This is a genomic window from Okibacterium fritillariae (genome assembly GCF_052783725.1).
On the sequence record NZ_CP199917.1, the window covers coordinates 356163 to 378606 of the forward strand.

The window sequence follows — 22444 nt, forward strand, 5'->3', positions numbered from 1 at the left end:
GGCGGGGGTCGGGTCGTCGTGCGGTGGAGCGGGAGTCGTCGTGCGGGGTGTCGTCGTGCAGGGTTATGCGGTGGTGCGGTCGGTGGGGGTGGGGTGCGCGGGGGCCGAGGCGCGGGGCATCCACACGCGCATGGCGGCGGGTGCCGGCCCGTTGCCCCAGAGGGCGTAGGGGCGCAAGATCAGGCGCGCCTTCTCGGCTTGCGACGCGGGGATTGCGCCGGATGAGCCGGATGAGCCGGATGCAGCGGCTTCGGGGGATGCCCCGGCAATCGGCTCCGGGGTGTTCGAATACAGGCTCACGGCCGCCGGATCGGGCAGGGTGCGCAGCGCGGCGATACTGAGGAAGGGCCCGAAGCCGCCGACGATCTCGCTGCCCGAGACCTCGACGACCGAGGCGTCGGCTGCGACATCCACGGTCTCGATGTCGACGGCGTTGTCGGTCTGGTCGACGCAGTAGACGAGTGGCCCGCGTCGGACCGCGACACTGCCGCGCAGGCCGTCGATGCGCGGATGCGGGAACACCAGGCTCGGGCTCACGTCGAGCTCCAGCCGAATCACGGTATCGGCCGCGAAGGGCCCCTCCACGCGGAGCCACCCCGAGTCGACGGGGGCGTTCGCCGAGGCGGAGTCACGAGGCTCGCCATCGACGGTGAGCCGCGCTCGCCGCCCTCCGGTGCGGGACCACTCGGGAACGCGTAGCTCGAGCGTTCCCGCCCAGGCATCGTCGAAGCGCAGCGTCACCGAACCCGAGGCCGGGTAGTCGGTGTCGACGTGCAGCACGGCGGCTTCGGCATCCGCGGATTCATCGGTTGAGGTCGCCCCGGTGGCGTCGATGCGCGGCAGACGGATGCTGCTCGCGGCGTAGTTGGCCACCTGCACGGTGTCGCCGCCCGAGGTCGCGAGCAGGTTCTGCAGCGACGCGAACGTGCGCATGAGGTTGGGCGGGCAGCACGCGCAGCTATACCAAGCCAGACGGCGACCGCTCGATTCCTCCTGGCTGGCGCCGTGGTCGGGCCGCCTCTGCAGCGGGTTGCTATAGAAGTAGGACAGGCCGTCGACCGAGATGCCGGCCGACACCACGTTGTAGAGCGCGTTCTCGGCGGCATCGAGGTAGCGGGACTCGCCCGTGGCGACGTGCAGGCGCCACGCCCAGTTGATGAGGGCGATTCCCGCGCAGGTCTCGGCATAAGCGCGTTCGCTCGGCAACTCGTAGGCGTCGCCGAACGACTCGTCGCGGTGCCGCGAGCCCGTGCCGCCCGTGAGGTAGAGGCGTTTTCCGACCAGGTCATCCCACTGGGTCTTCATGGCGTCGAGCAGGGCTTCGTCACCGCGTTCGAGGTAGAGGTCGGTGACCCCGGCGTTCAGGTAGAGCGCGCGCACGGCGTGGCCGCGCATGATGTCGGTGTCGAGCACGCTCGTGTCGTCCTGGTAGTACTGCGCACCATAGACGCCCTCGCCGATGAAGCCACTTCCCCGGCGGCGGATGAACGCCTCGGCCAGATCGAGGTGACGCTCGTCGCCCGTCGTGCGATACAGCTCAACGAGGGCCGTCTCGATCTCGGGATGACCGCAGTACACGTCCGATTCGGGCCCGCCATAAAGGTCGATCACGAGGTCGACGAAGCGGATGCCGACCCCGAGCAGTCGATCGTCGCCCAGGGCTCGATACCCCGCGATGCCCGCCTGCAGCAGGTGCCCGAGGCAGTACAGCTCGTGGCCGTGGGTGAAGTTCGTCCAGGGCCCGGCGTCGCCCTCGCCGAGCTGGTAGGCCGAGTCGAGATAGCCGTCGTCGCGCTGGGCACGTTCGAGCAGGCCGACGGTGTCGCAATAGAACCGCATGAGTTCGGGATGCTGCGCCTCGGCGTCGCCCACCTGCCACGCGATCGCCTCCAACGTCTTGTACACGTCGCTGTCGGCGAAGAGCTGCCCGCGGAACGGAGCATCGGACTCACCGGCGAGGCGCCTCAGGTTGTCGAGGTTGCCGGCGGTTTCGAGCATCGCGATGCCGTGGGGGAGGGAGGCGTCGACGTTGCGACGCAGCCAGGATGCGTGCAGGCCCGACGTGAAGCTCGCGGCGTCGGCATCGAGGGGCTGGCGGCGCGCTCGGCGCGGTGTGGCGAGGGGGCCGGTTGATCGTGCACTGGTGAGGGTCACCGCGCATCCTTTCGTTCGTTCATTCGCAGCGATGCGATGAGTCGAACGACCCACGGCGACCGCACGCTCTTGTGCTATGTCACATATCGAAGCCCACCACAGTGTCGGCAATGAGTCGATCTGGTTACCGTAATGTAAAACGAAAGCGGTTTCAAGAGTTGAGATTTTGCGGATGGTTCTTCGGCGCTCGCGAGAGGTCCGCTACTCTAGAAACCGCACGGGGCTGGCGGAGATGTGGCGCCGTCGAACGGTGACAAAACATTTTCGAGGAGTTTTGGATGCGGCGCAGCAAAGCGGTCACGCTGGTCGATGTGGCGCGTCTGGCCGGGGTGTCGGTGGCGACGGCCTCGAAGGCACTGAACAACCGCTCCGAGGTCCGCGAAGCGACGAAGACGCGCGTCCACGAGGCGGCGCGATCGCTGTCGTTCGAGCACAACGCGATGGCCCGCAGCCTGTCCCGCGGGCGCAGCGGAACCGTCGGCCTGCTGACATCCGACCTCGAAGGTCGTTTCAGCCTGCCCATCCTCATGGCCGCCGAAGACGCTTTCGGGGCCGATGAGATTTCGGTGCTGCTGAGCGATGCTCGGGGCGACGCCATTCGCGAGCAGCGTCACGTGCGCACGCTCGCCGCCAAACAGGTCGACGCGCTCATGGTCGTCGGCAGCCTCACCGACGCCCGTCGCTCGCTCGGAGCGTCGCTTCCGTTCCCTGTCGCCTACGTCTACACGCCCTCAGACGATCCATCCGACTTCTCGCTCACGCCCGACAACGTGCAGGGCGGGCGCATCGCCGCCGAACACCTCCTCTCGACCGGCCGGCGCCGCATCGCGCACGTGCGCGGCCTGCCGACGGCGCAAGCGGCGCGCGACCGGGCGCTCGGCATCGACGCCGCACTGACGGCGTCCGGGGTGCCGCTCGAGCACCGCACCGACTATGGCGAGTGGACCGAACGCTGGGGCCGCAGCGCCACCCTCATGCTCCTCGACACCCATCCCGAGATCGACGCCGTCATCTGCGACTCCGATCAGATCGCGCGCGGTGCCCTCGACGCTCTGCACGCGCGAGGCAGACGGGTGCCGACGGATGTCGCCCTCATCGGCTTCGACAACTGGGAGTTGATCACGGCCGACACCAATCCACCCATCTCCAGTGTCGACATGAACCTCGACTTGCTGGGCCGCCGCGCATCCGAGCTGCTGTTCGCCGCGATCGACGGGTCGCCGCTGCCGACCGGTATCGAACGCACGGACTGCCGGCTCGTCGCGCGCGGTACGACGATTCCCTAAGCGCGAGGCGAGGCGAGTCGAGAGGCTACTTTTGCTCGGGCTCGGGCTCGGGCTCGGGCTCGGGCTCGACGTCGTCCTGGGCTGCAGCTGCAGCCTCAGCCTCAGCCTCGGCCTCAGCGGATGGCGCAGCCGGGCGCACGCGCGGCGGCCGGCCCGAGTGCCAGACATAGGCCGTGGCCGTGAGGAGCACGCCCGCGGCGATGAGGGCCCACCAGGGGAAGGTGGGGATGTCGGGGCGTTGGCCCGCGCCGTCGAGGTCGGATTGGGGGGTGGGGATGACGCGCTCGCCCGTGACCAGGATGCGGTGGCTGTTGACGCCGAGGGGCGTGCAGGTGACGAGCGTGACGAGGTCTTGGCCGTCGACCGGGAAGAGGCTCTGGCCGTCGGTCGGTTCGACGATGCGGGTGTCGATGACGCGGTAAACGAGCACCTCGCCGAAGACCTCGATGGTGAAGGTGTCGTCCTCCGTCACGCGGTCGAGGTGGGTGAAGAGTTCGGCGGTGGCGAGGCCGCGGTGGGCGGTGAGCACCGAGCGCGTCGACGCGCCACCCACCGGGAACGCCGTGCCCTCGAGGTGGCCGACGCCGTGCTCGAGCACGTCGGGGCCCGTGCCATGCGAGACGGGGAGGTCGACGTTGATGGCCGGGATCTTGAGCCGGGCCATGAGGCCGGCCTTGTCGGCCTTGAGGATGTCGTCGTATTGGCCGGTCTGGTCGGGTTCGTCGGCGACCGGCAGGCGTTCGTTGGCGAGGAGGTTGGCGCCTCCGCCGACGAGGTTGCGGTTGTACTCGCGGGCTTGGTCGAGCTGTTGCTGCAGGGTGGCCGTGCCGAGGTCCGAGACATCCTGCGTGAGGCCGTTGATGCGTTGGGATTGCTCGTATTGGCTGAACCACGAGACGACGGTGGGGAACAGGAGAAGGCCTGCGCCCAGCACCGAGATCAGGGCGATGACGAGGGAGACCCACGACATGCGCCAGCGTTGTGGGGACGACGAAGGCGGGGGCCCCGAAGGACTCCCCGCCTTCGTGTGCATCACGTCAGACTACGCGGACGTCGTTGCTGCGACGGGCGTCTGCTCGGCGACGGCACCGGCTTCGGCGCGACGACGAGACACGATGACCGCGGCGCCGAGGGCGATCGCGAGGAGCGCGCCGCCACCGATGCCGAACCAGACGCCACCGTCACCACCGGTGAAGGGCAGCAGGAAGTTCGCTGCCGACACCTGGGTGTGGTTGAACTCGACGTAGTTCTGCACGGGAGGTGCCGTCGAGGTCGGGCCCGCGACGACCACGGTCTGCACCGGGTTGCTCTGCGGCAGGTTGAAGCCCGCCGGCGGGGTGATCTCACGCACGTAGTAGTTGCCGGGCGTGATGATGGGGATCGCGACGAAACCGGTGGCATCGGTGGTCCAGTTGGTGCTGCCGTTGATCGTGATCGGGTTCTGCTGGTTGTTGGCGTCGTTCTGGTTCAGGTAGACCTGGTAGACCGCGCCGCCCAGCGGCGTGCGGGCGCCGCCGTTGTTGCTCTCGTAGGCCAAGACGGTCAGCTGACCGATCGGGGTCGTGCCCGAAACCGTGTCGGTGAGGCCGTTGATACTTGCCGTGGCCGTGTTGGTGATCAGGCCGTTCGGCGGGATCGAGACGGCGCGCGTCAGCACGTTGAACGACACGACGCCGCCCTGCAGGGAGGTGAGGCGGTTGAGGCCGGCCGCCGTGAAGGTCAGCACCGAGGTGCCGTCGGCCGTCGCGGTGGCCGCGGTGTTCGTGATCGTGTAGTCGGCTCCGAGGGCGAAGTTCTGCGCGACACCCGCGGCGCTGGTGACGGTCACGGTCGACGGCGAGACGCCCGCGGGCGGTGTCGCGGGGAACACGAGCGCGCTCGGCACGGTGTCGGTCAGGGAGAACGCGGTCACCGCGTCACCCGCCGCCAGGGTGGGGATGCTCGCGGCGATCGACCAGCGGATGAGGTCGGGGTTGCGAGCCTCGGCCGAGTTGGCTGGGGCGGGGATGCGCGTCTTGGTCGTCTCGGTGACGGCGTTCTTGGGGTAGACGTGCACGTCATAGATCCACTGGTTCGCCGGGGCGCCGGACGGGCCGGTGGGCAACGGCAGCGACACGAGGAACGGGGCCGTCGGGTTGGTGGCGTCGGCGGGCAGCACCGTCTCCTGCACGTAGAACAGGCCGAGCGGCATGGTCGTCGGGAACGTGGCCGTGCCGTTCGCGGCGGAGGGCGTCGACGTGAACGGCGTGCCCGTGAGGCGCGTCGAGGCCGACTGCGGGCTCAGGCTGTTGGCGATGGCCCAGCCCTCGGGGGTGGTGAGGTCGACACCGGCGACCTGCGTCGCGGTGAAGACGGCGCCCGACAGCGGCGTGCCGAGGTTGGTGGTGGAGGGCAGCTCCTGGCCGGTGCCCGCGATCTGGCCGTTGTTGGGGCCGAGCGCGAACTTGTGCACCGTGAGGCTGCGGGGCTGGTCGGGGTTGATGTTTCCGGGCTGCGTGACAGCCTGCGCGGGGGCCGTGGCCACGAACGCCGCGCCGGCCGCCAAGACGAGGGCGCCGATCGCGGCGGTGACCCGCCGGGTGATGGACCTGGACATTGTTGCTCCTGTCAGAGATGAGAGTGAGTTGACAAAGCTTGAAAAGTAGAAAGCAAATTGCGTGAAGAGAAGGTGACAGTGAAAGTCAGGGACGAAGGCGTCGAGGCAGTGTGATCAATGCTTCACATCGCACTCCTTCGCGTGCGGCGGCGTCGTTGCCAGGCCGCGAGGGCCAGGGCGAGCGTCAAGACGGCAATACCGCCGATGACGAACGCGTCCGTGCTGGGTCCCCCGGCGAGGGGGAGTATGGGGGGCGAGACGGGCGCGTTGACGTAGCGATAGATCGCCGTCTGCCCGGCCGCCGGGGCCGTGATGGTCTGCGAGCTCACGGGGGTCCACGTGCCGTTCGGCTGCCGCAGTTCGAGGCGCAGCTGCTGGTAGGCGAGGCGCGTGCCGCTCTGCGCGAGGGCTTCGCTGAGTGTGTAGCTGTGCCCCGGCCGCACGGCGAACGTGCTCGCCGCGTTGCCGTTCGTCGCCGAGTAGTCGGCGCCCGGAACGGTGGTTGCGCTGAGTCCCGTCAGGGCGGCGGGCGTGGCCGTCAGGTTCCAGGTGGAGGGCTGGAATCCGGTCGACGGGTTCTGCACGTTCTTCAGCAGCGTGATGGCGGCCGTCGCGTTCGTCACCGTGCACGTGACATCCGTGGCCCGGGTCAGGGTCACGTCACCGGCCGCGGTTACGGGAACGGCCGTGCCGGTCGCGGTGACGCACGCCCAGTTGCCCACCTGCACGTAGGTGGCGGGACCGCCCGCTTCGGCCAGGCGATACGGGGTGTCGGCCGAGACGGGGACGGCGTTGAGGGTGCCGCTTCCGCCCGCCCCGGTCGGTCCGGCCAAGGCCGTGGCCTGACTGCGCGTGGCGCTCAGCTGCCAGGCCGAGGGGGCCGCCGCGCCGAACGACACGTTCTTGACGAGCGTGAGCGTGGCGGTCGGTCGGTTGGTATACGTGCAGTCGACGGCAGCGCCGGGTGCGACATCCACGTTGACGGCGCCGCGAACCTGCGTGCCCACGGTCGTCACGGTGGTGGCCGCCGCGGCGCCGTTCACGGTGCACACCAGGCTCTGGTAGCGGAAACCGGTCTGCGACGTCTCGGCCACGGTCACGCGCCCGCGCTGGGATGCCGCACCGAACAGCACCTGCCACGTGGCCGAACCGTCGGCCCCCGTCTGCTGCGAGGGGTTGCGCGACGGCAGCACGCTGACGGTGCTCCCGGTGTTCGCGACCGCGGTCGTCGTCATGGTCCATCCGGCCGTGGGCGTGCGGTTGGCGCCGTTGAAGTCCTCGACCACCTTCGTCACGCGCACGGTGGCAAACGGCGCCGGCGAGTTCGAGAACGTGCACGCCACGCCCACGCTCAGACGGTTCGGGATGGTGATGGCCGCCGTTTTGTCGGTGCCCGTGAAGATGCGCACGCCGTCGGCCCAGCATTCATAGACCGAGGTGTAGGCGGTCAGCGGCGAGACCGAACCGGATGCCATGGTTTCGGAGATCGTGACCGACGTGTTGATCTGCACGGGCGTCGGGCCGATGCGGGCGCTCTGTACACCGGTCGCGGTGCCGGTCGTCGTGGCGACGGTCGATTCGGTGAGGGGCGAGCCGGCCGACAGGGCGAGGCGGAACTGGTCGGCCGCGTTCACGCGCCCGACCACGTTCTTCTCGAGCGAGATCGTCGACGGCGACGTGCAGGCGGCGAGGTCGGTGGCGGTGTTCGGGGCGGTGGTGCCGATGGTGGCACGCGGGCTGTTCGGCACGCGGGTCCAGGTGAGCGGGTCGAATTGGTAGGCCGTGGTGCCGTTGCCGAGGTAGACGGTTCCGGTGGGCGAGAAGGCCACGCCGTTCACGGCCGTGAGCGCGTTGCCCGTGTCGGTGCCGCTCAGGGCGCGACGCGTGGTGGCGCTCGAGGGGATGGTGCCGCCCGATGCCGCGAGCAACGACTCGCGCGTGACGCTGAACATGCCCACGTTGCTCGAGTCGGCCGCCGTCTGCACGACGTGCAGGTTGCCCTGTGCGTCGAACGAGATGTCGCCGTTCTCGCCGGCCGTCGTGCCCGTCGTGACCTGCCCGAGGTAGAGGAAGCGGCTGCCGTTGTTGAGCGTGTTGGGCGTGTACTCCCACAGGCGCACCGAGCCGACCGCCGACTTGCCGACGACGAATCGCCCGTTGAGCGGGTCGACGGCGCCCGCGATGATCGTGCCGTCGAGCGCGGCACCCGAGCGGTCGAGGAACGACCCCTGCGTGCCCGTGAACGCCGTGCGGTTGCCCTGCAGTGCGCCGCTGACGATCGTGTAGTTGACCACGCCGCTGGCGTTGACCGCGTTCGTTCCCGTGCGGTCGATCGCGATGGCGCTCGAGCCGTCGCCGTTCACGCCCAGCGCGTTGATGTCGGTCGCGCCCGTCACCGCGCCGAAGAGCTGCGTCGGCGCGGCCGAGCTCGTGGCGTTGACCTGGGCGATCGAGCCGTTGGTGCGCACGGCGTAGTAATAGGTGCCGTCGCAGTAGAGGGATGCGGCCTGGGGCGTGTTGGTGAACGTGCAGACGATCTCGGCGCCGGCCTCGTTGGGGATGGTGATGGGGCCCGAGATCGAGGTGCCCGTGGCGATCGTGGTCGTGCCGCGCAGGCATTGATAGCCCGTCGTATAGGTGTTGAGCGTGGCCGTCGAGACGATGGATTCGGAGATCGTGTAGACGCTGCCGCGCGTCACGTTGATGGGCCCGATCTGGGCCGATTGCAGCCCCGTGTTGGCGCCCGTCGTGGTCACGCTGGCGACCTCGGTGGCGCCGAGGCTGAGGGCGAGGCGGAACTGGTCGCCCACGACGGCGCGGCCCGCGACGTTCTTCTGGATGGTGATGCGGGCCGGGGCCTCGGCGACGAAGGTGGCGCCCTCGGGGGCGTTCAGCACGGTGGCGACGTTGGCGGGGCCGTTGGTGAACGTTCCGGGGGCGGTGGCGACGACATCCACGGTGATGGTGCAGCTGGCGGCGTTGGTCGCGAGGTCGCCGCCCGTGACGACGATCGAGCTGGCGCCGGCCGCGGCTTGCACGCCGAATGCCGTGCCCGTGACGTTGACGCACGTGCCGCCGACCGCGGGGGTGGGGGCGACGACGAGGCCCTGCGGCAGGGTATCGGTGAAGTTCCAGTCGTTCTTGGCCGCCAGCTCGGACGTGTTCGTCACGGTGAAGGTGAGCGTGGTGGGCGTGCCCGTCGTGGTCAGGTCGGTCGAGAACGCCTTGTCGAGGCTCGGGGTCGCGTCGACGATGCGCAGGTTGTCGACCGCGAAGTCGTTGCCGGTCGACGCCGAGATCTCATTGCTGACCCGGATGCGTGCCTGTGCGGCTTGCGCGGGGGTGAGACGCACGGCCGTGTCGGTGAAGAACCGGCCGGCGCGCACCGCGGTCTCGGAGCCGAAACCGCCGGTCAGCGCGGGGGAGGTGTAGCGGCCGGCGGGCGTGTTGCACGCGATGATGGGCGCCGCGGTGAGGTTCGTCGCCGTCGCGCCGACGACGAGCGCGACATCCAATCGGGAGTTGTTGTTGACGCCGCCCGGGCGAGCCGAGCACGAGTCCTCTGCGACGTCGATGGATGCCGCGTAGTAGCGCTCGGCGGTGGCCGACAGCCCGACGGGTGCGACCGATTCGATGAGCGTCTGGTTGGCCGTCGTCGTGCCGCCCGCCATCGTCAGCGCGGCGAGGGCCCGGTTCGCCTGCGATCCGGCGGTTCCCGTGGTCGAACCGTTGACGGGCGCGGTGTTGCTCGTGCTGCCGACGACGCCGAGGCGCGACTGGCCGAGCACATCGGCCAGTCGACGCACCTGATTGCGCGACACCGTGTCGCTGGTGGTGCCGCAGAATCCGGTGGCGGGGAACGTGACGGTGTAGTTGAGGAGCACGCCGTTGCAGTTGGAGTAGTTCAGCCAGAATGCGGCTGCCGTGTAGCGGTTCGATGCATAGGTGCCGAGCTGCGCGGGCGGCGTGCTCGCCTCGAAGTCCTCGAGCCAGAGCTGGGCGGGTGCCTCGGGCACACCCGCGGCGAGAATCGAGACGTCGGAGGCCACGCGCGCCAGCGCCGTCTGCTGCGATGCCGTGCTCGGCGCGAGTGCCTGGGTGACGGTGGCGTCAGCGGATGCGTCGAGGGCCGTCGACGGCGCCGCGGGCTGGGCCTGCGCGGCGGCCGAAGCGGTGGCGGCCGACGCGCCGGGAGCGATGAGACCCAGTGTCAGGGCGACGACGGCGCATGTCGCGGCGGCGATCGTGCCGATTCGGCGAGGCCCTGATGCGCGGCCGTTTGAGGCGCGTCTGTCACCGCCCGTGCGTCGAGAAGCCACCTGCGGCCCCCCGGATCGCGGTCAGATGGATCGGGGTGCTCGAGAAAGCACCGCACGACCACAGAGATCGAGACATGCGCACCGCGGCAGGAAAGCCGCTTGCATGCGTGGGATGAAACCCTCTTCTCATCCCTGTCTGTCACAGCGTAGAAATGAAGCATCCTCACCGGCAATGCTGAGGAGTACTTAACTTTTCGGCGCGACTACTGGGATTCGGATGTCGTTCCGGCGCTGGGCGAGCTCCGGATGCGATATCGCGCGAACTGTGGCGCCCCGGGCGCGGGGTCGGAACTTGTCGCACTCTACTCTTCCCGCCAGGGCTTTTGCGGCCCTCTTTTGTGGGGCGACACAGCGGTCGTCGGGCCTAGAGTGGGCGCATGGTGGCATCGGAGGTCTTCGAAGGTGAGCGCGGCCGGCTGACCAACATCGCCGCCCGCATCCTCGGCGATCGACACGAGGCCGAGGATGTCGTGCAGCTCGCCTGGATCCGCCTGCACGAGAACACCGCCCAGCTCGACAGCGCCGCCGCCTGGCTGACGACCGTCACGACCCGGTTGTGCCTCGACCGATTGCGCGCGCGCATCCCGGAACCTGCCGACACGGCCGAGGCCCATGATGTCGCCGCCTCGCTCGAGCCCGGCCCGGAGGAGGCCGCCCTGCACCGGGAGTCGGTGGGTCAGGCCCTGCACGTGGTGGTCGACCGCCTCACGCCGAACGAACGGGTCGCATGGGTGCTGCACGAATCGTTCGGGTTCGACTTCGACTCGATCGGCGAGATCCTCGACCGCACGCCGTCGGCGGCCCGCAAACTCGCCTCGCGGGCGCGCGCGAAAGTCGCGGATGCCGAGCGGGGCGGCCCCGAGACCGACCAACAGGTCGTCGACGCCTTCATGGCTGCGGCCCGGGGGAGTGACCTGATGCGGCTTCTCACGCTCCTCGCGCCGGGGGCGACCGTCAGCGCCGACGCGGCCGCGATCGCCGCGGGTACGCCGACACGCATCGAAGGTCGCGAGGCCGTGGCCGGTTTCTTCAACGGGAGCGCACACGCCGCACTTCCGGCGCTCGTCGACGGGCGACCGGGTGCGGCCTGGTTCAACCGCGGGCAGGCAATGGTCGCCTTCGACTTCACGGTTGCCGATGGTGTGGTCGAGGCCATCGTCTTCCGCGCCGAACCCGAAGTGTTGGCCGCGATCGTTCGACGCCCGGTCGTGCGCGACACGCCCGGGGCGACGGCGGAATGATGCGGATGGTCACATCCCACGTGGCCCGTTCGTCAATATGGTGAGAGCCGCAGCAGACGCGACGGCGAGAACGGAGACACGATGAAGACCATGACCTGCGCCGACCTGGGCGGACCCTGCGGCCTCGAGCACCGGGCCGAGACCGCCGACGAGATCATCCAGGCCCAGGATCGGCACCTCAAGGAGGCGGTCAAGGCAGGTGACGAGGCTCACGTTCCGGCGCGCGAGGACATGAAGGGCCGTTGGCGCCACCCGAAGAAGTCCCTCGACTGGTACAACGGCGTGAAGAGCGCCTTCGCCGAGCTGCCCGCGTCGTAGGCGACGCATCCGGATGTCCGCCTAGTTTGTGATCGTTTGGTGCAGGCGGCCACTCAGCGAAGCGACCGAGGCCGCCTGCCTGACTGGGGTGGATCGGCCGCTTGTCCGCCTGGGATCGCTTAGCGCAGGCGGCCGCCCGTTAAGGCTGTCGAGGCCGCGATGACGGTGTCGAGCGGGCAGTCGATGGCGACCTCGCCGAGTTGGAAGCCGAGTTTGCTCAGGGTGGCGAACGACTTCGTGGGCAGCGTCGAGTGGATGCCGGGCGACTGCGCGGTCACGCCGGGGGCGAGGCGGAACGTGAGGATGCGGAACTTGCCACGGCGGCGCACCGAGAGGCGTTCGATGGCGGGCCAGGGGAGGAAGACATCCCCCTGCTCGATGCTGCTGTGCAGGCCCGCCGTGTCGAGTGTGAGAACTGTGCCCGGGCGTGACCGCGCGCCGCGCACCGACGCCACCTGCGCGACCGTGAACAGGGTGAACCACGACACGAGCAGCAGCGGTAGAGCCGACACGAAGCCCATCGCGAAGCCGCTCGACGACGCGATGAGAGCGGCGACGGTTGCCGCGAAGACCGGGACGAGCGCCGCGGCCACCAGGGTGAGAACGAACGAGGGTCGCGTGGCCCGCTCGGTGCGAACGGGGTCGGAGCCGACGACGAGCGGCGGAAGGGGGGCCTGCGGGTAGTCGGTCATGGTGACAGTATGTCGCCTCCTGTCGCCGCAATGCTTCCGCCACGGTTCGCACGCGCCACCTTTGCATTGTTTGCATATAATACAAACATGCTCATTAGACTTTCGGATGGCTCACCCGCCTCGATCGCCGAACAGATCTCGTTCCAGATCCGGCTCGCGGTCTCGCGCGGCGACGTCGCGGTGGGCGAGAAGTTGCCCTCGGCTCGAGACCTCGCCGCCTCGCTCGACGTGAACATGCACACGGTATTGCGCGCGTACGACTCGCTGCGCGAGGCGGGGGTCATCGCCCTGAGTCGGGGTCGCGGCGCGACTGTCGTCGGCGGCGACGAGCCGGGGGTGCGCGACGTGCTCGAGGCCGTGGCGGCGATGGTCGCCGAGGCGGCGCGAGCGGGCATCTCGCCGCGAGAACTCGCCGGCATCGTGAAGGGGATGGAGACGACATGAGACGAATATCGGGTGCAGGCCTGCGGCGAAGCGCCGCGGTGGTCCTGCAGATTCTGCCCCTGATCGCCATGGGGGCGGCCGCGCTCGTTTTCGCGCCGCGCCTGGGGCCCACGATGGCCACGCACTGGTCCGGTTTCGCGATGGAACCCGACGGCTACGGCTCGACGTGGATGTCGTTCTGGATCTCTGCCGCCATCGCCGCGGCCGTCACGGCGATCGCCGTCGCGGTGGTGCTGATGGGCAGCGCCTCCCGTGAGAACCGCAAGATGGCGTCGGCCGCCACCCTGATCGCGGCGTTCCCCAGCACTGTGTGGATCGTGTTGGCCGGTACGACGGCCGATGCCGCCTCGCCCGAGTCCGCCGATCTCGGAGCACGGCTCGGTTTCCTCGTGATCCCGTTCCTCGTCGCCACGGTCGTCTTCCTCCTGTTCCCCGTCGTCCCCGAGACAGAAGACGAGGTGTTGAGCGCCGCGCAGGGCGTGCCCGAGCCGCTCGAAAGTCTCGCCTCGAACGAGCGCCTGGTCTGGTCGCGCACCATCACGAGCCCGTTGCTGGTGGCCATCGCCGTCGTGCTCGTGGCCTCCGCGGTGGCCCTCGGTGTCGCGGCGGCGAGATCGGCGGATGCGGGGCTGTGGACGACCTGCGCCACGCTCTCGTTCGTGGCGCTCTCGGTGCTCGCGTTGTCGCCGGCGCGCCTGACCATCGACCGGTTCGGAGTGCGTCTGCGTTCAGGTGCCTTCGGCATTCCGCTCATCCGCATCCCCCTGCGCGACATCGACGTCGTCTCGGCCGAGACCATCGAGCCCGGGCAGTGGGGCGGCTGGGGGTATCGCTTCTCGGGACGCGGGCGTGCCTATGTCATCAGGCGAGGCTCCGGCGTGGTCGTTCACCGCGCGGGCGGATCGGTCGTCGCGGTCACGGTGCGCGACGCCGAGGAAGCGGCGGCGGCTGCCAATGCGTTGCGCGAGCGAAGCCGGGTGCAGCAGGGAAGCTGACGCCGGTCGGTCTCGGTAAGCTTCCGGTTGAACCGCCGTCGTCTGGAGGGCGTGCTGTGGGGGAGACATGAGCACACTGTGGCGCCGCACGGCGATCGTTTCTCTGCTGACCGCGGTCGTTCTCGGGGCGAGCGGGTGTCTGCCCGTCATCGGCCCGCCGACATCCGCACCCGACAGATTCCCGCGCAACGAATACGGCGTCGTGCACTCGGGGCCCGAGCCCACCGCCATGACCTATGAGGACGGTGTCGAGGTCTGGGATCTCACTGTGCCTCCCAGCACGGAGGCGTTCGGCATCGATACCGATGTCCGCCCGAACACCCCAATTCTCGTGGGCGCCTACAGTTCGACCTCCGTCGGCCCCCGGCCGGTGCGCTTGCTGCTGCCCGAGGGGAAGAGCGTGCAGGTCGACGCGACCGAGGTCATCTTCGAGGCCTCCGATCACGACGAAGCCATCACAGACCCGACATCCGATGAGGTGCTCGTCCCCGCCGGTCGGCTTTTCGGTCTGCAGATCAACGCCGCTATCGAGCACGGCCCGGATGACGGGCGAGCCGTGTATCGCGACGTGCTCGGCCAGCTGGATCTGCCCCTCGACAGCCTCACCGAACTCGACGCAAAAATCGTGGCGGCCGAGAACGCCGACCCGATCGAGGACTGGCAGCTCGTCGGTGTGGGCGAGTCGCTTCCCGCGGCGGGCGGACTGCAACTCAGCGCCGGGACATCCTTTCGCCCCACCTCGGTGGACAAGCTCTTTCACCTGACGGTGAACGTGGCATGGGATCCGATACCCGTTCCGTGAGAGCGGCCGGGCTCAGGAGGAGGCGCGGTCCTGCGCCGAGACCTCGGTGTTGCTCGGGGCGGGAGTCTGTTGCGGTGCGCCGGCGAGCGAGCGAGCCCGATCGGCGGGGCGGCGCACGACGAACGTGATGAGGCAGGCGAGGGCGCCGGCCATCATGACGCCCGAGATGATCCACGCCAGGATGCTCGGGGGACTCGATGCCAGCAGTGCGATGACGATGATCGAGGCGAGGGCAAGCGTCACACCGATGGCCAGAAAACCGGTCGACAGGCTGATGGGCTGAGGGGCCTCGTCGTCCGGCTGCGCGGGCGCCGGTTTCCAGACGACGATGAGCAGGGTGGCGATCGGTCCGAGGAAGATCGAGACGAGGAACCAGTTGAGGCGCGATCGGTTCTTCTGTTCCGCCAGGCCCGCATTGACCAGGGCTAAAGCGAACCATCCCCAGGAATTCACTGCTGCTGGATCCATCCCACCAGCCTATTCGGTCGATAAGAATCCTCAAGCTTGGGCCTGTTCGCGGGCGTCGGCGGCTGCCACACTGAGGCCCATGACTGACAGCGCCTTGAGCATCCCTCGCGTGACCTACCTCGAGGCCGCGGCCAGCGCCGTCGACCTCATCGGCGATGAGCGGGTTGCGAGCAGGTGGCACGAGGAATCCGTGCTGCCCGGCATGACCATGGGGGTTTTGGCGGCTCATCTCGGGCGCAGTCTGACGCAGGTCGAGTTCCTCCTCGACCTCGAGGTTGACTCCGGGGTCGACTCTGGCCCCGACTCGGACAGCGGTCGTGAGGCGGGCGGCGGGCCCGGGGGCACCGACATCGCCGTTATCGATGCATCCACCTATTTTGGAACCTTCGAGGGCATTGCCGATCGCGAGTCAGACGTCAGTCGCGGCGTCATCCGACGTGGAACGGAATCAGCGGAGAAGGGTGTTCTGGCTGTGGTCGCGCAGTGCCGTGAAACCCTCGATCGCTTGCGATCGCGCCTCGCTATGGAACCTGCCGAACGTCGCCTAAGCGTTGCGCATCGTCCGGGCGAGATCATCTCGCTCGACGACTACCTGCGCACCCGTCTCGTCGAATTCGCCGTGCACACGGATGACCTGTCCCTCAGCATCGGCGCGGCCGTCACGAGTCCTCCCGCCGCCCTGGCCGCTGCCGTCGACGTTCTCGTGGGTGCGGCGCGTGTGCGCCACGGCGACCTCGCGGTGCTGCGCGCTTTGAGCCGGCGCGAGCGCGACGAGTCCGACGCGCTGCACGTCTTGTGACCGAAGAACCCGAAAGGCGAGGATCAGTGACCGAGAGTATGAGAAGCCATCACGTCAGTCGGGTCATCTCGGCTTCGCCGGACGCCGTGTATGAGTATGCGTCGAATGTCGACAATCTTCCGCGGTGGGCGGCGGGTCTCGCGCAGTCCGAAGTGGTTCGCGAGGGCGACGTCCTCGTCGTCGAGTCGCCCATGGGCCGGGTGACCGTTCGATTCGTCGAGCGGAACGACCTGGGAGTCCTCGACCACGATGTGACCCTGCCATCCGGGACCGTCGTCACGAATCCGGTACGCGTGCTCGCCCATCCAAACGGTGCCGAGATCGTCTTCACGGTGCGCCAGATCGAGCTCACCGACGACGAGTTCGCGCGCGACATCGAGCTGGTCGCCGCCGACCTCGAGCGACTCGAGCACGAGGTTCTGCGCGAGCAGCACGGAACCTGACGGGCCGACGAGCCGTCCGGCCGGCGCTAGCTGCGCGGAGTTCGCGTTTGGTCGATGCGCAGTCCGAGCGGGTGTGGACCCATGAACAGCCAGACGAAACCGGCCATGAGTGGGAAGAAGATGACCGCCAGGATCCACACGGTGCGTTCGGAGCTGTTCAGCGTCGGTTCGCGCCGGATCTGCGTGATGGCGTAGACGATGACCGCCACGTAAGCGCCGACGAAGACGACGCCGAGAACGATCGCGAGTGCGACATCCATGATTTCCCCCATCCGCCGACCCGGCCGGTCTGTGCGCCCAGCCTAGTGACCGAGCGGAGGCGCACCTAGCGTCGCGACGCGGGTGCCAGTTGCGAACGGATGTAGTCGAGCCAGGCGTCGGAGGGGACGAGCTCGCGGGGCAGAACGGAGGCGATGCCGCCGCGGCGCGTTTTGAGGAAGACGAAGCCGCTCTGTTCGATGAGCTTCTCGAAGGCGTCGTAGCGCACGATCTGTTCGGCCACCGGTGTCTGTTCCCAGAACGTCTCGGCGTCGAAGCGCGCGGAAAGAGTGCTGCCCGTAGGGAGTAACGCAGCGGTAGACCGCCTCTGCGCGGCGTACAGGAGGACCGCGATGAGGCACATAAAGGCGAAGTAGATGAGCCCAATCCACGAGAGCGCCCCGGATTCGACGATGTCGGCGGCATCCAGCCCCATGAGTATGAGGTACAGCGCCGCGACGACGATGAAGGCGACCGTGAAGCTGCGGGTGAAGAGGCTCGCGCGCAGCAGGGCGACGGCCGATCGGTGCGCGAAACCCAGGGGGATCACATAGTGCGTCATCTCGCTGGGCATCACGAGCGCGGCGGGCAGGGGCGCGGATGCCGGAGTCGACGACGACGGCGGCGGAGTCTGGGTCACGGATCGACCCTAGTGCGTCAGGGCGCCGGCGTGAGCGGGGGGAGGCCCTCGGTGGAGAAGACGCGGTCGAGGAACATGCGGGCCGCGCCGCGCAGGCCGCCCGTGCCCTGGTGACGCGTGACCTCGACGGTGAGCTGCTCGGTGGCCATGGGCAGGCAGTCTGCGTACAGGGTGGAGCGCACGCCCGCGACGAAGACGGCCGAATCGGCGAGCACGCCGCCCAACACGAGGCGGTCGGGGTTGAAGAAGTTGACGATGGTGGCGAGCACGCCGCCCGTCATGACGCCCGCGTTGCGCAAAAGGCGTGTGGCGAGGGGGTGGGAGTCGCGGGCCAGGGTGATCATCGCCTCGACGGTGTGCACGTCGTGGCCGGCGAGTTGCATCTCGCGCACCAGCGCGTTGCCCGAGGCGAGGGCGTCGAGGCATCCGGTGCGCCCGCACGAGCACGGAACCGCCGCGGCCCCGGGCACCGAGACGTGGCTGATGTCGCCCGCCCAGCCGTTGCTGCCCGTGTAGAGCTCGCCACCCGACACGATGCCGCAGCCGATGCCCGAGCCCACCTTCACAAAGACCTGGTTGGCGAACGCGGCCGCTTCGTCGGCGTCGAGCAGTTCGCCCGCGGCCATCAGGTTGGCGTCGTTGTTGACGACGACGGGCAGCTGGATGTCGCGCTGCACGACCTCGGCCACCGACACGCCGTTCCAGCCGGGCATGCGCGACGGCGCGACGATGCGGGACGTGGTCGACGACACGGGCCCGGGCACCCCGACCGAGATGCCGCGCAGGCGCGTGTGGCTCGGAACATCCGACTGCTCGACCATGTCGACCAACTGGGCGACGGCGAAGGAGAGGACGTCGTGCGGGCCGGCCGCGATGTCGAGGTCGAGGTGGCGCTCGCCGACGAGGTTTCCGGCGAAATCGATGAGGCCGAAGGTGGCACGGTCGACGCCCAGGTCGATGCAGCCGACGAGACCGGCGTCGCCGCGGATCTCGAGGTGGCGGGGGCGCCGGCCGCCGCGGGACTCGCCGTGCCCGACCTCGACGATGTGGCCCTGCGCGATGAGGTCCTCGACGCGCGACGCGACGGTCGAGGGGGAGAGGCCCGTGGCCTTGGCGAGGGCGGCGCGCGACGTGGCGCGGCCGGAGCGCAACGGCCCGAGGATCTCGACGTTCTGGGGCGCGTGGCGGGGCGGTGTGCGGAACAACTCGCTCGTGCTCATCGGGGCTCTTCCGGTCGCGTCGGGGTGGCGGATGCCTCCGCAGTTGCTCCAGTATTGCATAAAGTTTATCGAAATCTACGTGTAACAATCAGTTGTTAGGTTGATCCCGTCATCATGGATGGGGGATCCGACCGAGGATGGCGATGCGGCCCCCGAAGGCCGCATTTCACGAGAAGGCGGCACTATGGCACACGCACCTGGAACCCCCACGGCATCGTCCGCGGCACGCACTGCATCGACCGACATGGTCGTCATGACCGACGTGCAGAAGCACTTCGGCGAACACCACGTGCTGAAAGACGTGTCGCTCAGCATCGCGCCGCAAGAGGTCGTCGTCGTGGTCGGGCCGTCCGGCTCGGGCAAGTCAACGCTGTGCCGCTGCATCAACCGGCTCGAGACGATCACGAGCGGCGACATCCGCATCGACGGTGTCACACTGCCTCAAGAGGGCAAGGCGCTCGCGCAGCTGCGGGCCGACGTGGGCATGGTGTTCCAGTCGTTCAACCTCTTCGCGCACCGAACCATCCTCGAGAACGTGACGCTCGCCCCCATCAAGGTGCGCGGCGAGAAGAAGAAGGATGCCGAGAAGCACGGCCTCGAACTGCTCGACCGCGTGGGCATCGCCGACAAGGCCGACAGCTTTCCCGCCCAGCTCTCGGGCGGCCAGCAGCAGCGCGCCGCCATCGCCCGCGCGCTCGCCATGCGCCCCAAGGTCATGCTGTTCGACGAGCCCACCTCGGCTCTCGACCCCGAGATGGTCACCGAGGTGCTCGACGTGATGGTCTCGCTCGCCAAAGAGGGCATGACCATGGTCGTCGTCACCCACGAGATGGGCTTCGCCCGCCGCGCCGCCGACCGCGTCGTCTTCATGGACGACGGCCGCATCGTCGAACAGAACACGCCCGCCGAGTTCTTCGACCACCCCGAGTCGGAACGCGCCCGCGCCTTCCTCTCCAAAATCTTGACCCACTGACCCGCAGCCCTACAGCCACACAGACACACAGCCCTAGAACCCCACCGAGAAAGGCACCACCTTGCGCGTTTCACGTTCACCCCTTCGCCGGGCCATCCCCGTTGCCGCCGTCGCCCTCACCGCCATGCTCGGCCTCGCGGCCTGCTCGGGCGGAGACGCCGCCGTTCCCGGCGCCGACCCCACGGCCTCGTCGGCCGCCTCCTCGCTCGACGAGGTCTACAAGAACGCGGTCGTCGCCGAGGCCGCAGACATCCTGCCCGACTCGACCATGGCCAAGATCAAGGAGCGCGGCAAGCTGATCGTGGGCGAGGCCCTCGACGCTCCGCTGCTCTCGCAGCAGGACCCCTCGAACCCCGACGACGTCGAGGGCTTCGACGCCGACCTGGCCAAGCTGCTGGCGATCTACATTCTGGGCGAGCCCAACGTCGAGATCATCCCGCCGGCCTCGGAAACCCGTGAGGCGCTGCTGCAGAACGGCACCGTCGACGTGGTCTTCAACACCTACACGATCACCGAGGAGCGCGCCGCGCAGGTCTCGTTCGCGGGCCCCTACCTCGAGTCCGGTCTGGCCGTCGCCGTCAAGAGCGACAACGACGACATCAAGGGCATCGAGGACCTCGCCGGCAAAACCGTCATCGTCGGCGCGAACACGCCGGCCGTGACCGCCGTGCCCGAAGAGCAGCCCACCGCCACGCTCGTCTCCTTCGCCACCGACCCGCAGGCCATGCAGGCTCTCAAGCAGGGTCGCGGCGACGCCTACGTGCAGGACTTCACGCTGCTCGCCTCGAACGCCGCCTCGGATGACTCGATCAAGGTCGTCGGCCAGCCCTTCACCACCGAGGCCTACGGCATCGGTCTGAAGCACGACGACGACGACTTCAAGACGTTCATCAACGACTGGCTCGTCAAGATCCAGGAAGACGGCACCTGGGCCAAGGTCTGGGACGCCACGCTCGGCGCGGCCGTCGAGTCCGAGACGCCCGACGCTCCGAAGATCGGTTCGGTCCCCGGCTCCTAAGCCACAGCAGACGCCGGATGCCGGTTGCCTCACGTTTCTGAGGGGCAACCGGTTCCGGCGGCTCGCGCCCGGGCCCCGCGGCATCCGCGTCGTCTCGCACGTCGCGCCGCGTCTGCGTCGCCCGGGCTGAACCGCACCACCCGTTTCATCCGCTTCACCTGCCCCACCTGCCCCACCCGAACAGCCCCGAAACCGCCCGAAGGAAGTTATGGATATCTTCGTCGACAGCGCCGGCCCGCTCCTCGCCGCGCTCGGAACGACGGTCGTGATGGCGGTGGTCGCCGGCATCGGCTCGCTCATCGTCGGAACGCTCATCGCGGCGGCCCGCATCAGCCCGATCCCGGTGCTGCGCGGAGCGGCCTTCGCCTACGTGCAGTTCTTCGTCAACGTGCCACTGCTCGTGCTGCTCATCCTCGCGGTCTTCGCACTGCCGGATGCCGGCATCCTCATGCCCCTGGCCCCCACCACGGTCGTCGTGCTGACGCTGTATGAGGCCGCCTACGTGGCCGAGGCGATCCGCAGCGGCGTGAACACGGTGGGCAACGGGCAGATCGAGGCCAGCCGCGCGCTGGGCTTCACGCTCGGCCAGACCCTCAGCCTGGTGGTGCTGCCGCAATCACTGCGCGCCGCCGTGCAACCCATCGGCAACGTCATGATCGCGCTGACCATGAACACCGCCCTCGCCGCGGCCGTGGGCGTCGTCGAGCTCACCTCGGCGGCCAACAAGCTCAACCTCGTCGAGGCGCAACCCATCCTCATCTTCACGGCGGCGGGCCTCGTCTATATGCTGCTCGCCCTCATCATCGGCCTGAGTGCCGGCCGCATCGAGCGAAAGGTGGCGATCGTCCGATGAGCGCGACAACGCAAACGACCGGCACCGGCACGGGCGCGGGCAAGGGCGCCGCGACGCAGAAGGTGTCGCTGTACGACGAGCCCGGGCCCAAGACCCGCCGCAATATTCGCATCTGGTCGGCCGTCGTCATCCTGATCCTGGTCGGGATCGTCGTGGCCGGGCTCATCCAGTTCGGCTCGAAGGGGCAGTTGGATGCCGACAAGTGGACGCCGTTCCTCTCGTGGCCCGTGTGGGAGTACCTGCTCGTCGGCCTGTGGGGAACGATCCAGGCGGCCGCGCTCGTGGCCGTTCTCGGAGGATTCCTCGGATTGTTCCTGGCGCTCGGACGCCTGAGCCGGGTGCGCGTCATCCGCTGGCTGTCGACCGGGTATATCGAGATCGCACGCACGGTTCCCGTGCTGCTGCTCATATACCTGATGCTGTTCGGCCTGCCGCAGCTGGGGCTCAACTTCCCGCTCATCTGGAAGCTCGTGATCCCGCTGACGGTGGCCAACTCGGCCGCGTTCGCCGAAATCATCCGCGCCGGCATCCTGGGCCTGCCTCGCGGTCAGCGCGAAGCCGGCCTGAGCCTCGGCATGTCGGAGGCGCAGACCTCGCGACTCGTCGTGTTGCCGCAGGCGCTGCGGTTCGCCACGCCCTCGCTCGTGACGCAGCTCGTGAGCCTCGTGAAAGACACCTCGCTCGGCTACATCGTGGCCTTCACCGAGCTGCTCTATCGCGGCCAGGTGCTGTCGTCGTTCAACCACCTGCTGATTCAGACGTTCGTCGTCGTCACACTCATCTACCTGGTCTTCAACGGCGCGCTCTCGACGCTCGCCGCCCGCCTGCGCACGCGCCCCTCGAAGCGCAGCCTGCGCAAACCGGATGCCGCGGCGCCCGTGCCCATCGTGGGCGCGCCCGTGCTCGACTGAGCGTCCTTTCTCTC

At 68.7% G+C, this 22444-nt stretch carries 21 protein-coding genes; 12 read left to right on the plus strand and 9 right to left on the minus strand.

What is annotated here, in order from left to right; all coding sequences use genetic code 11:
- Positions 1-63: 63 nt before the first annotated feature.
- Entirely contained in the window at positions 64-2154 is a 2091-nt protein-coding gene (locus tag ACUWEX_RS01765; RefSeq protein ID WP_445996924.1) for a glycoside hydrolase family 127 protein, read from the minus strand.
- A gap of 278 nt (positions 2155-2432) precedes the next feature.
- Here ACUWEX_RS01765 and ACUWEX_RS01770 point away from each other — a divergent pair, with 278 nt between their 5' ends.
- The gene (locus ACUWEX_RS01770) at positions 2433-3440 is read left to right on the plus strand and encodes a LacI family DNA-binding transcriptional regulator (RefSeq protein ID WP_445996925.1); all 1008 of its coding nucleotides are present in this window, start codon (positions 2433-2435) and stop codon (positions 3438-3440) included.
- 25 nt (positions 3441-3465) lie between these two features.
- Here the strand turns inward: ACUWEX_RS01770 and ACUWEX_RS01775 are convergent, their stop codons facing one another.
- The 3 genes from ACUWEX_RS01775 to ACUWEX_RS01785 form a co-directional block, all read right to left on the minus strand.
- Positions 3466-4410 (minus strand): class C sortase, encoded by a 945-nt coding sequence (locus ACUWEX_RS01775; RefSeq protein ID WP_445996926.1) that lies wholly within the window; start codon positions 4408-4410, stop codon positions 3466-3468.
- Between the two features lie 72 nt (positions 4411-4482).
- Positions 4483-6036, minus strand: a complete 1554-nt coding sequence (locus ACUWEX_RS01780; protein WP_079726568.1) for a SpaH/EbpB family LPXTG-anchored major pilin — start codon at positions 6034-6036, stop codon at positions 4483-4485.
- A 122-nt stretch (positions 6037-6158) separates the two neighbouring features.
- Positions 6159-10355 (minus strand): beta strand repeat-containing protein, encoded by a 4197-nt coding sequence (locus ACUWEX_RS01785; RefSeq protein ID WP_445996927.1) that lies wholly within the window; start codon positions 10353-10355, stop codon positions 6159-6161.
- A gap of 377 nt (positions 10356-10732) precedes the next feature.
- Between ACUWEX_RS01785 and ACUWEX_RS01790 the strand changes: the two genes are divergently transcribed.
- Both ACUWEX_RS01790 and ACUWEX_RS01795 read left to right on the plus strand, forming a co-directional pair.
- Entirely contained in the window at positions 10733-11596 is an 864-nt protein-coding gene (locus ACUWEX_RS01790) for a sigma-70 family RNA polymerase sigma factor (protein ID WP_445996928.1), read from the plus strand.
- Positions 11597-11677: 81 nt separating this feature from the next.
- On the plus strand, positions 11678-11914 hold the full coding sequence (locus ACUWEX_RS01795) for a DUF1059 domain-containing protein (RefSeq protein WP_079726571.1): 237 nt from the start codon (positions 11678-11680) through the stop codon (positions 11912-11914).
- Between the two features lie 119 nt (positions 11915-12033).
- Here ACUWEX_RS01795 and ACUWEX_RS01800 read toward each other — a convergent pair whose 3' ends face one another.
- Entirely contained in the window at positions 12034-12606 is a 573-nt protein-coding gene (locus ACUWEX_RS01800; protein WP_445996929.1) for a hypothetical protein, read from the minus strand.
- Between the two features lie 87 nt (positions 12607-12693).
- Between ACUWEX_RS01800 and ACUWEX_RS01805 the strand changes: the two genes are divergently transcribed.
- The 3 genes from ACUWEX_RS01805 to ACUWEX_RS01815 all read left to right on the plus strand — a co-directional run bounded on the left by ACUWEX_RS01805 (position 12694) and on the right by ACUWEX_RS01815 (position 14847).
- Positions 12694-13050 (plus strand): GntR family transcriptional regulator, encoded by a 357-nt coding sequence (locus tag ACUWEX_RS01805; RefSeq protein ID WP_079726573.1) that lies wholly within the window; start codon positions 12694-12696, stop codon positions 13048-13050.
- Positions 13047-14045: a DUF1648 domain-containing protein gene (locus tag ACUWEX_RS01810; protein ID WP_445996930.1), complete on the plus strand. Its 999-nt coding sequence runs from the start codon at positions 13047-13049 to the stop codon at positions 14043-14045. Before ACUWEX_RS01805 ends, ACUWEX_RS01810 begins: the two co-directional genes overlap by 4 nt.
- A 67-nt stretch (positions 14046-14112) precedes the next feature.
- Positions 14113-14847: a hypothetical protein gene (locus ACUWEX_RS01815; RefSeq protein ID WP_079726575.1), complete on the plus strand. Its 735-nt coding sequence runs from the start codon at positions 14113-14115 to the stop codon at positions 14845-14847.
- Between the two features lie 12 nt (positions 14848-14859).
- Here the strand turns inward: ACUWEX_RS01815 and ACUWEX_RS01820 are convergent, their stop codons facing one another.
- Positions 14860-15315, minus strand: a complete 456-nt coding sequence (locus tag ACUWEX_RS01820) for a hypothetical protein (protein ID WP_079726576.1) — start codon at positions 15313-15315, stop codon at positions 14860-14862.
- Positions 15316-15394: 79 nt separating this feature from the next.
- Between ACUWEX_RS01820 and ACUWEX_RS01825 the strand changes: the two genes are divergently transcribed.
- Positions 15395-16114, plus strand: a complete 720-nt coding sequence (locus ACUWEX_RS01825; protein ID WP_445996931.1) for a maleylpyruvate isomerase N-terminal domain-containing protein — start codon at positions 15395-15397, stop codon at positions 16112-16114.
- Positions 16115-16152: 38 nt separating this feature from the next.
- On the plus strand, positions 16153-16557 hold the full coding sequence (locus ACUWEX_RS01830; RefSeq protein ID WP_445996932.1) for an SRPBCC family protein: 405 nt from the start codon (positions 16153-16155) through the stop codon (positions 16555-16557).
- A gap of 26 nt (positions 16558-16583) precedes the next feature.
- On the opposite strand, the gene ACUWEX_RS01835 is transcribed toward ACUWEX_RS01830, so the two are convergent.
- The 3 genes from ACUWEX_RS01835 to ACUWEX_RS01845 form a co-directional block, all read right to left on the minus strand.
- Entirely contained in the window at positions 16584-16817 is a 234-nt protein-coding gene (locus ACUWEX_RS01835; RefSeq protein WP_159449461.1) for a PLDc N-terminal domain-containing protein, read from the minus strand.
- A gap of 65 nt (positions 16818-16882) precedes the next feature.
- Positions 16883-17455 carry a hypothetical protein gene (locus ACUWEX_RS01840; protein WP_079726581.1) on the minus strand — a complete coding sequence of 191 codons (573 nt, stop codon included), beginning with the start codon at positions 17453-17455 and terminating at the stop codon, positions 16883-16885.
- A 17-nt stretch (positions 17456-17472) separates the two neighbouring features.
- A complete protein-coding gene (locus ACUWEX_RS01845) occupies positions 17473-18675 on the minus strand; it encodes an ROK family transcriptional regulator (protein WP_079726582.1) in 1203 nt (400 codons plus the stop codon).
- Positions 18676-18919: 244 nt separating this feature from the next.
- Here ACUWEX_RS01845 and ACUWEX_RS01850 point away from each other — a divergent pair, with 244 nt between their 5' ends.
- The 4 genes from ACUWEX_RS01850 (at position 18920) to ACUWEX_RS01865 (ending at position 22430) form a co-directional block, all read left to right on the plus strand.
- Complete coding sequence (locus ACUWEX_RS01850; protein ID WP_143785393.1) at positions 18920-19648, plus strand: amino acid ABC transporter ATP-binding protein; 729 nt, start codon at positions 18920-18922, stop codon at positions 19646-19648.
- A gap of 61 nt (positions 19649-19709) precedes the next feature.
- A complete protein-coding gene (locus ACUWEX_RS01855) occupies positions 19710-20666 on the plus strand; it encodes a glutamate ABC transporter substrate-binding protein (protein WP_234990935.1) in 957 nt (318 codons plus the stop codon).
- 208 nt (positions 20667-20874) lie between these two features.
- Positions 20875-21519 carry an amino acid ABC transporter permease gene (locus ACUWEX_RS01860; RefSeq protein ID WP_077054369.1) on the plus strand — a complete coding sequence of 215 codons (645 nt, stop codon included), beginning with the start codon at positions 20875-20877 and terminating at the stop codon, positions 21517-21519.
- On the plus strand, positions 21516-22430 hold the full coding sequence (locus ACUWEX_RS01865) for an amino acid ABC transporter permease (RefSeq protein ID WP_445996933.1): 915 nt from the start codon (positions 21516-21518) through the stop codon (positions 22428-22430). The genes ACUWEX_RS01860 and ACUWEX_RS01865 overlap by 4 nt, the downstream gene beginning before the upstream one ends.
- Positions 22431-22444 lie beyond the last annotated feature (14 nt).

Coding starts and splice junctions, on each gene's coding strand:
- ACUWEX_RS01790 (WP_445996928.1), top strand. CDS start 10,733: ATGGTGGCATCGGAGGTCTTCGAAGGTGAGCGCGGCCGGCTGACCAAC.
- ACUWEX_RS01795 (WP_079726571.1), top strand. CDS start 11,678: ATGAAGACCATGACCTGCGCCGACCTGGGCGGACCCTGCGGCCTCGAG.
- ACUWEX_RS01775 (WP_445996926.1), bottom strand. CDS start 4,410: ATGTCGTGGGTCTCCCTCGTCATCGCCCTGATCTCGGTGCTGGGCGCA.
- ACUWEX_RS01810 (WP_445996930.1), top strand. CDS start 13,047: ATGAGACGAATATCGGGTGCAGGCCTGCGGCGAAGCGCCGCGGTGGTC.
- ACUWEX_RS01770 (WP_445996925.1), top strand. CDS start 2,433: ATGCGGCGCAGCAAAGCGGTCACGCTGGTCGATGTGGCGCGTCTGGCC.
- ACUWEX_RS01805 (WP_079726573.1), top strand. CDS start 12,694: ATGCTCATTAGACTTTCGGATGGCTCACCCGCCTCGATCGCCGAACAG.
- ACUWEX_RS01850 (WP_143785393.1), top strand. CDS start 18,920: ATGGTCGTCATGACCGACGTGCAGAAGCACTTCGGCGAACACCACGTG.
- ACUWEX_RS01800 (WP_445996929.1), bottom strand. CDS start 12,606: ATGACCGACTACCCGCAGGCCCCCCTTCCGCCGCTCGTCGTCGGCTCC.
- ACUWEX_RS01820 (WP_079726576.1), bottom strand. CDS start 15,315: ATGGATCCAGCAGCAGTGAATTCCTGGGGATGGTTCGCTTTAGCCCTG.
- ACUWEX_RS01845 (WP_079726582.1), bottom strand. CDS start 18,675: ATGAGCACGAGCGAGTTGTTCCGCACACCGCCCCGCCACGCGCCCCAG.
- ACUWEX_RS01860 (WP_077054369.1), top strand. CDS start 20,875: ATGGATATCTTCGTCGACAGCGCCGGCCCGCTCCTCGCCGCGCTCGGA.
- ACUWEX_RS01835 (WP_159449461.1), bottom strand. CDS start 16,817: ATGGATGTCGCACTCGCGATCGTTCTCGGCGTCGTCTTCGTCGGCGCT.
- ACUWEX_RS01780 (WP_079726568.1), bottom strand. CDS start 6,036: ATGTCCAGGTCCATCACCCGGCGGGTCACCGCCGCGATCGGCGCCCTC.
- ACUWEX_RS01830 (WP_445996932.1), top strand. CDS start 16,153: ATGAGAAGCCATCACGTCAGTCGGGTCATCTCGGCTTCGCCGGACGCC.
- ACUWEX_RS01815 (WP_079726575.1), top strand. CDS start 14,113: ATGAGCACACTGTGGCGCCGCACGGCGATCGTTTCTCTGCTGACCGCG.
- ACUWEX_RS01825 (WP_445996931.1), top strand. CDS start 15,395: ATGACTGACAGCGCCTTGAGCATCCCTCGCGTGACCTACCTCGAGGCC.
- ACUWEX_RS01865 (WP_445996933.1), top strand. CDS start 21,516: ATGAGCGCGACAACGCAAACGACCGGCACCGGCACGGGCGCGGGCAAG.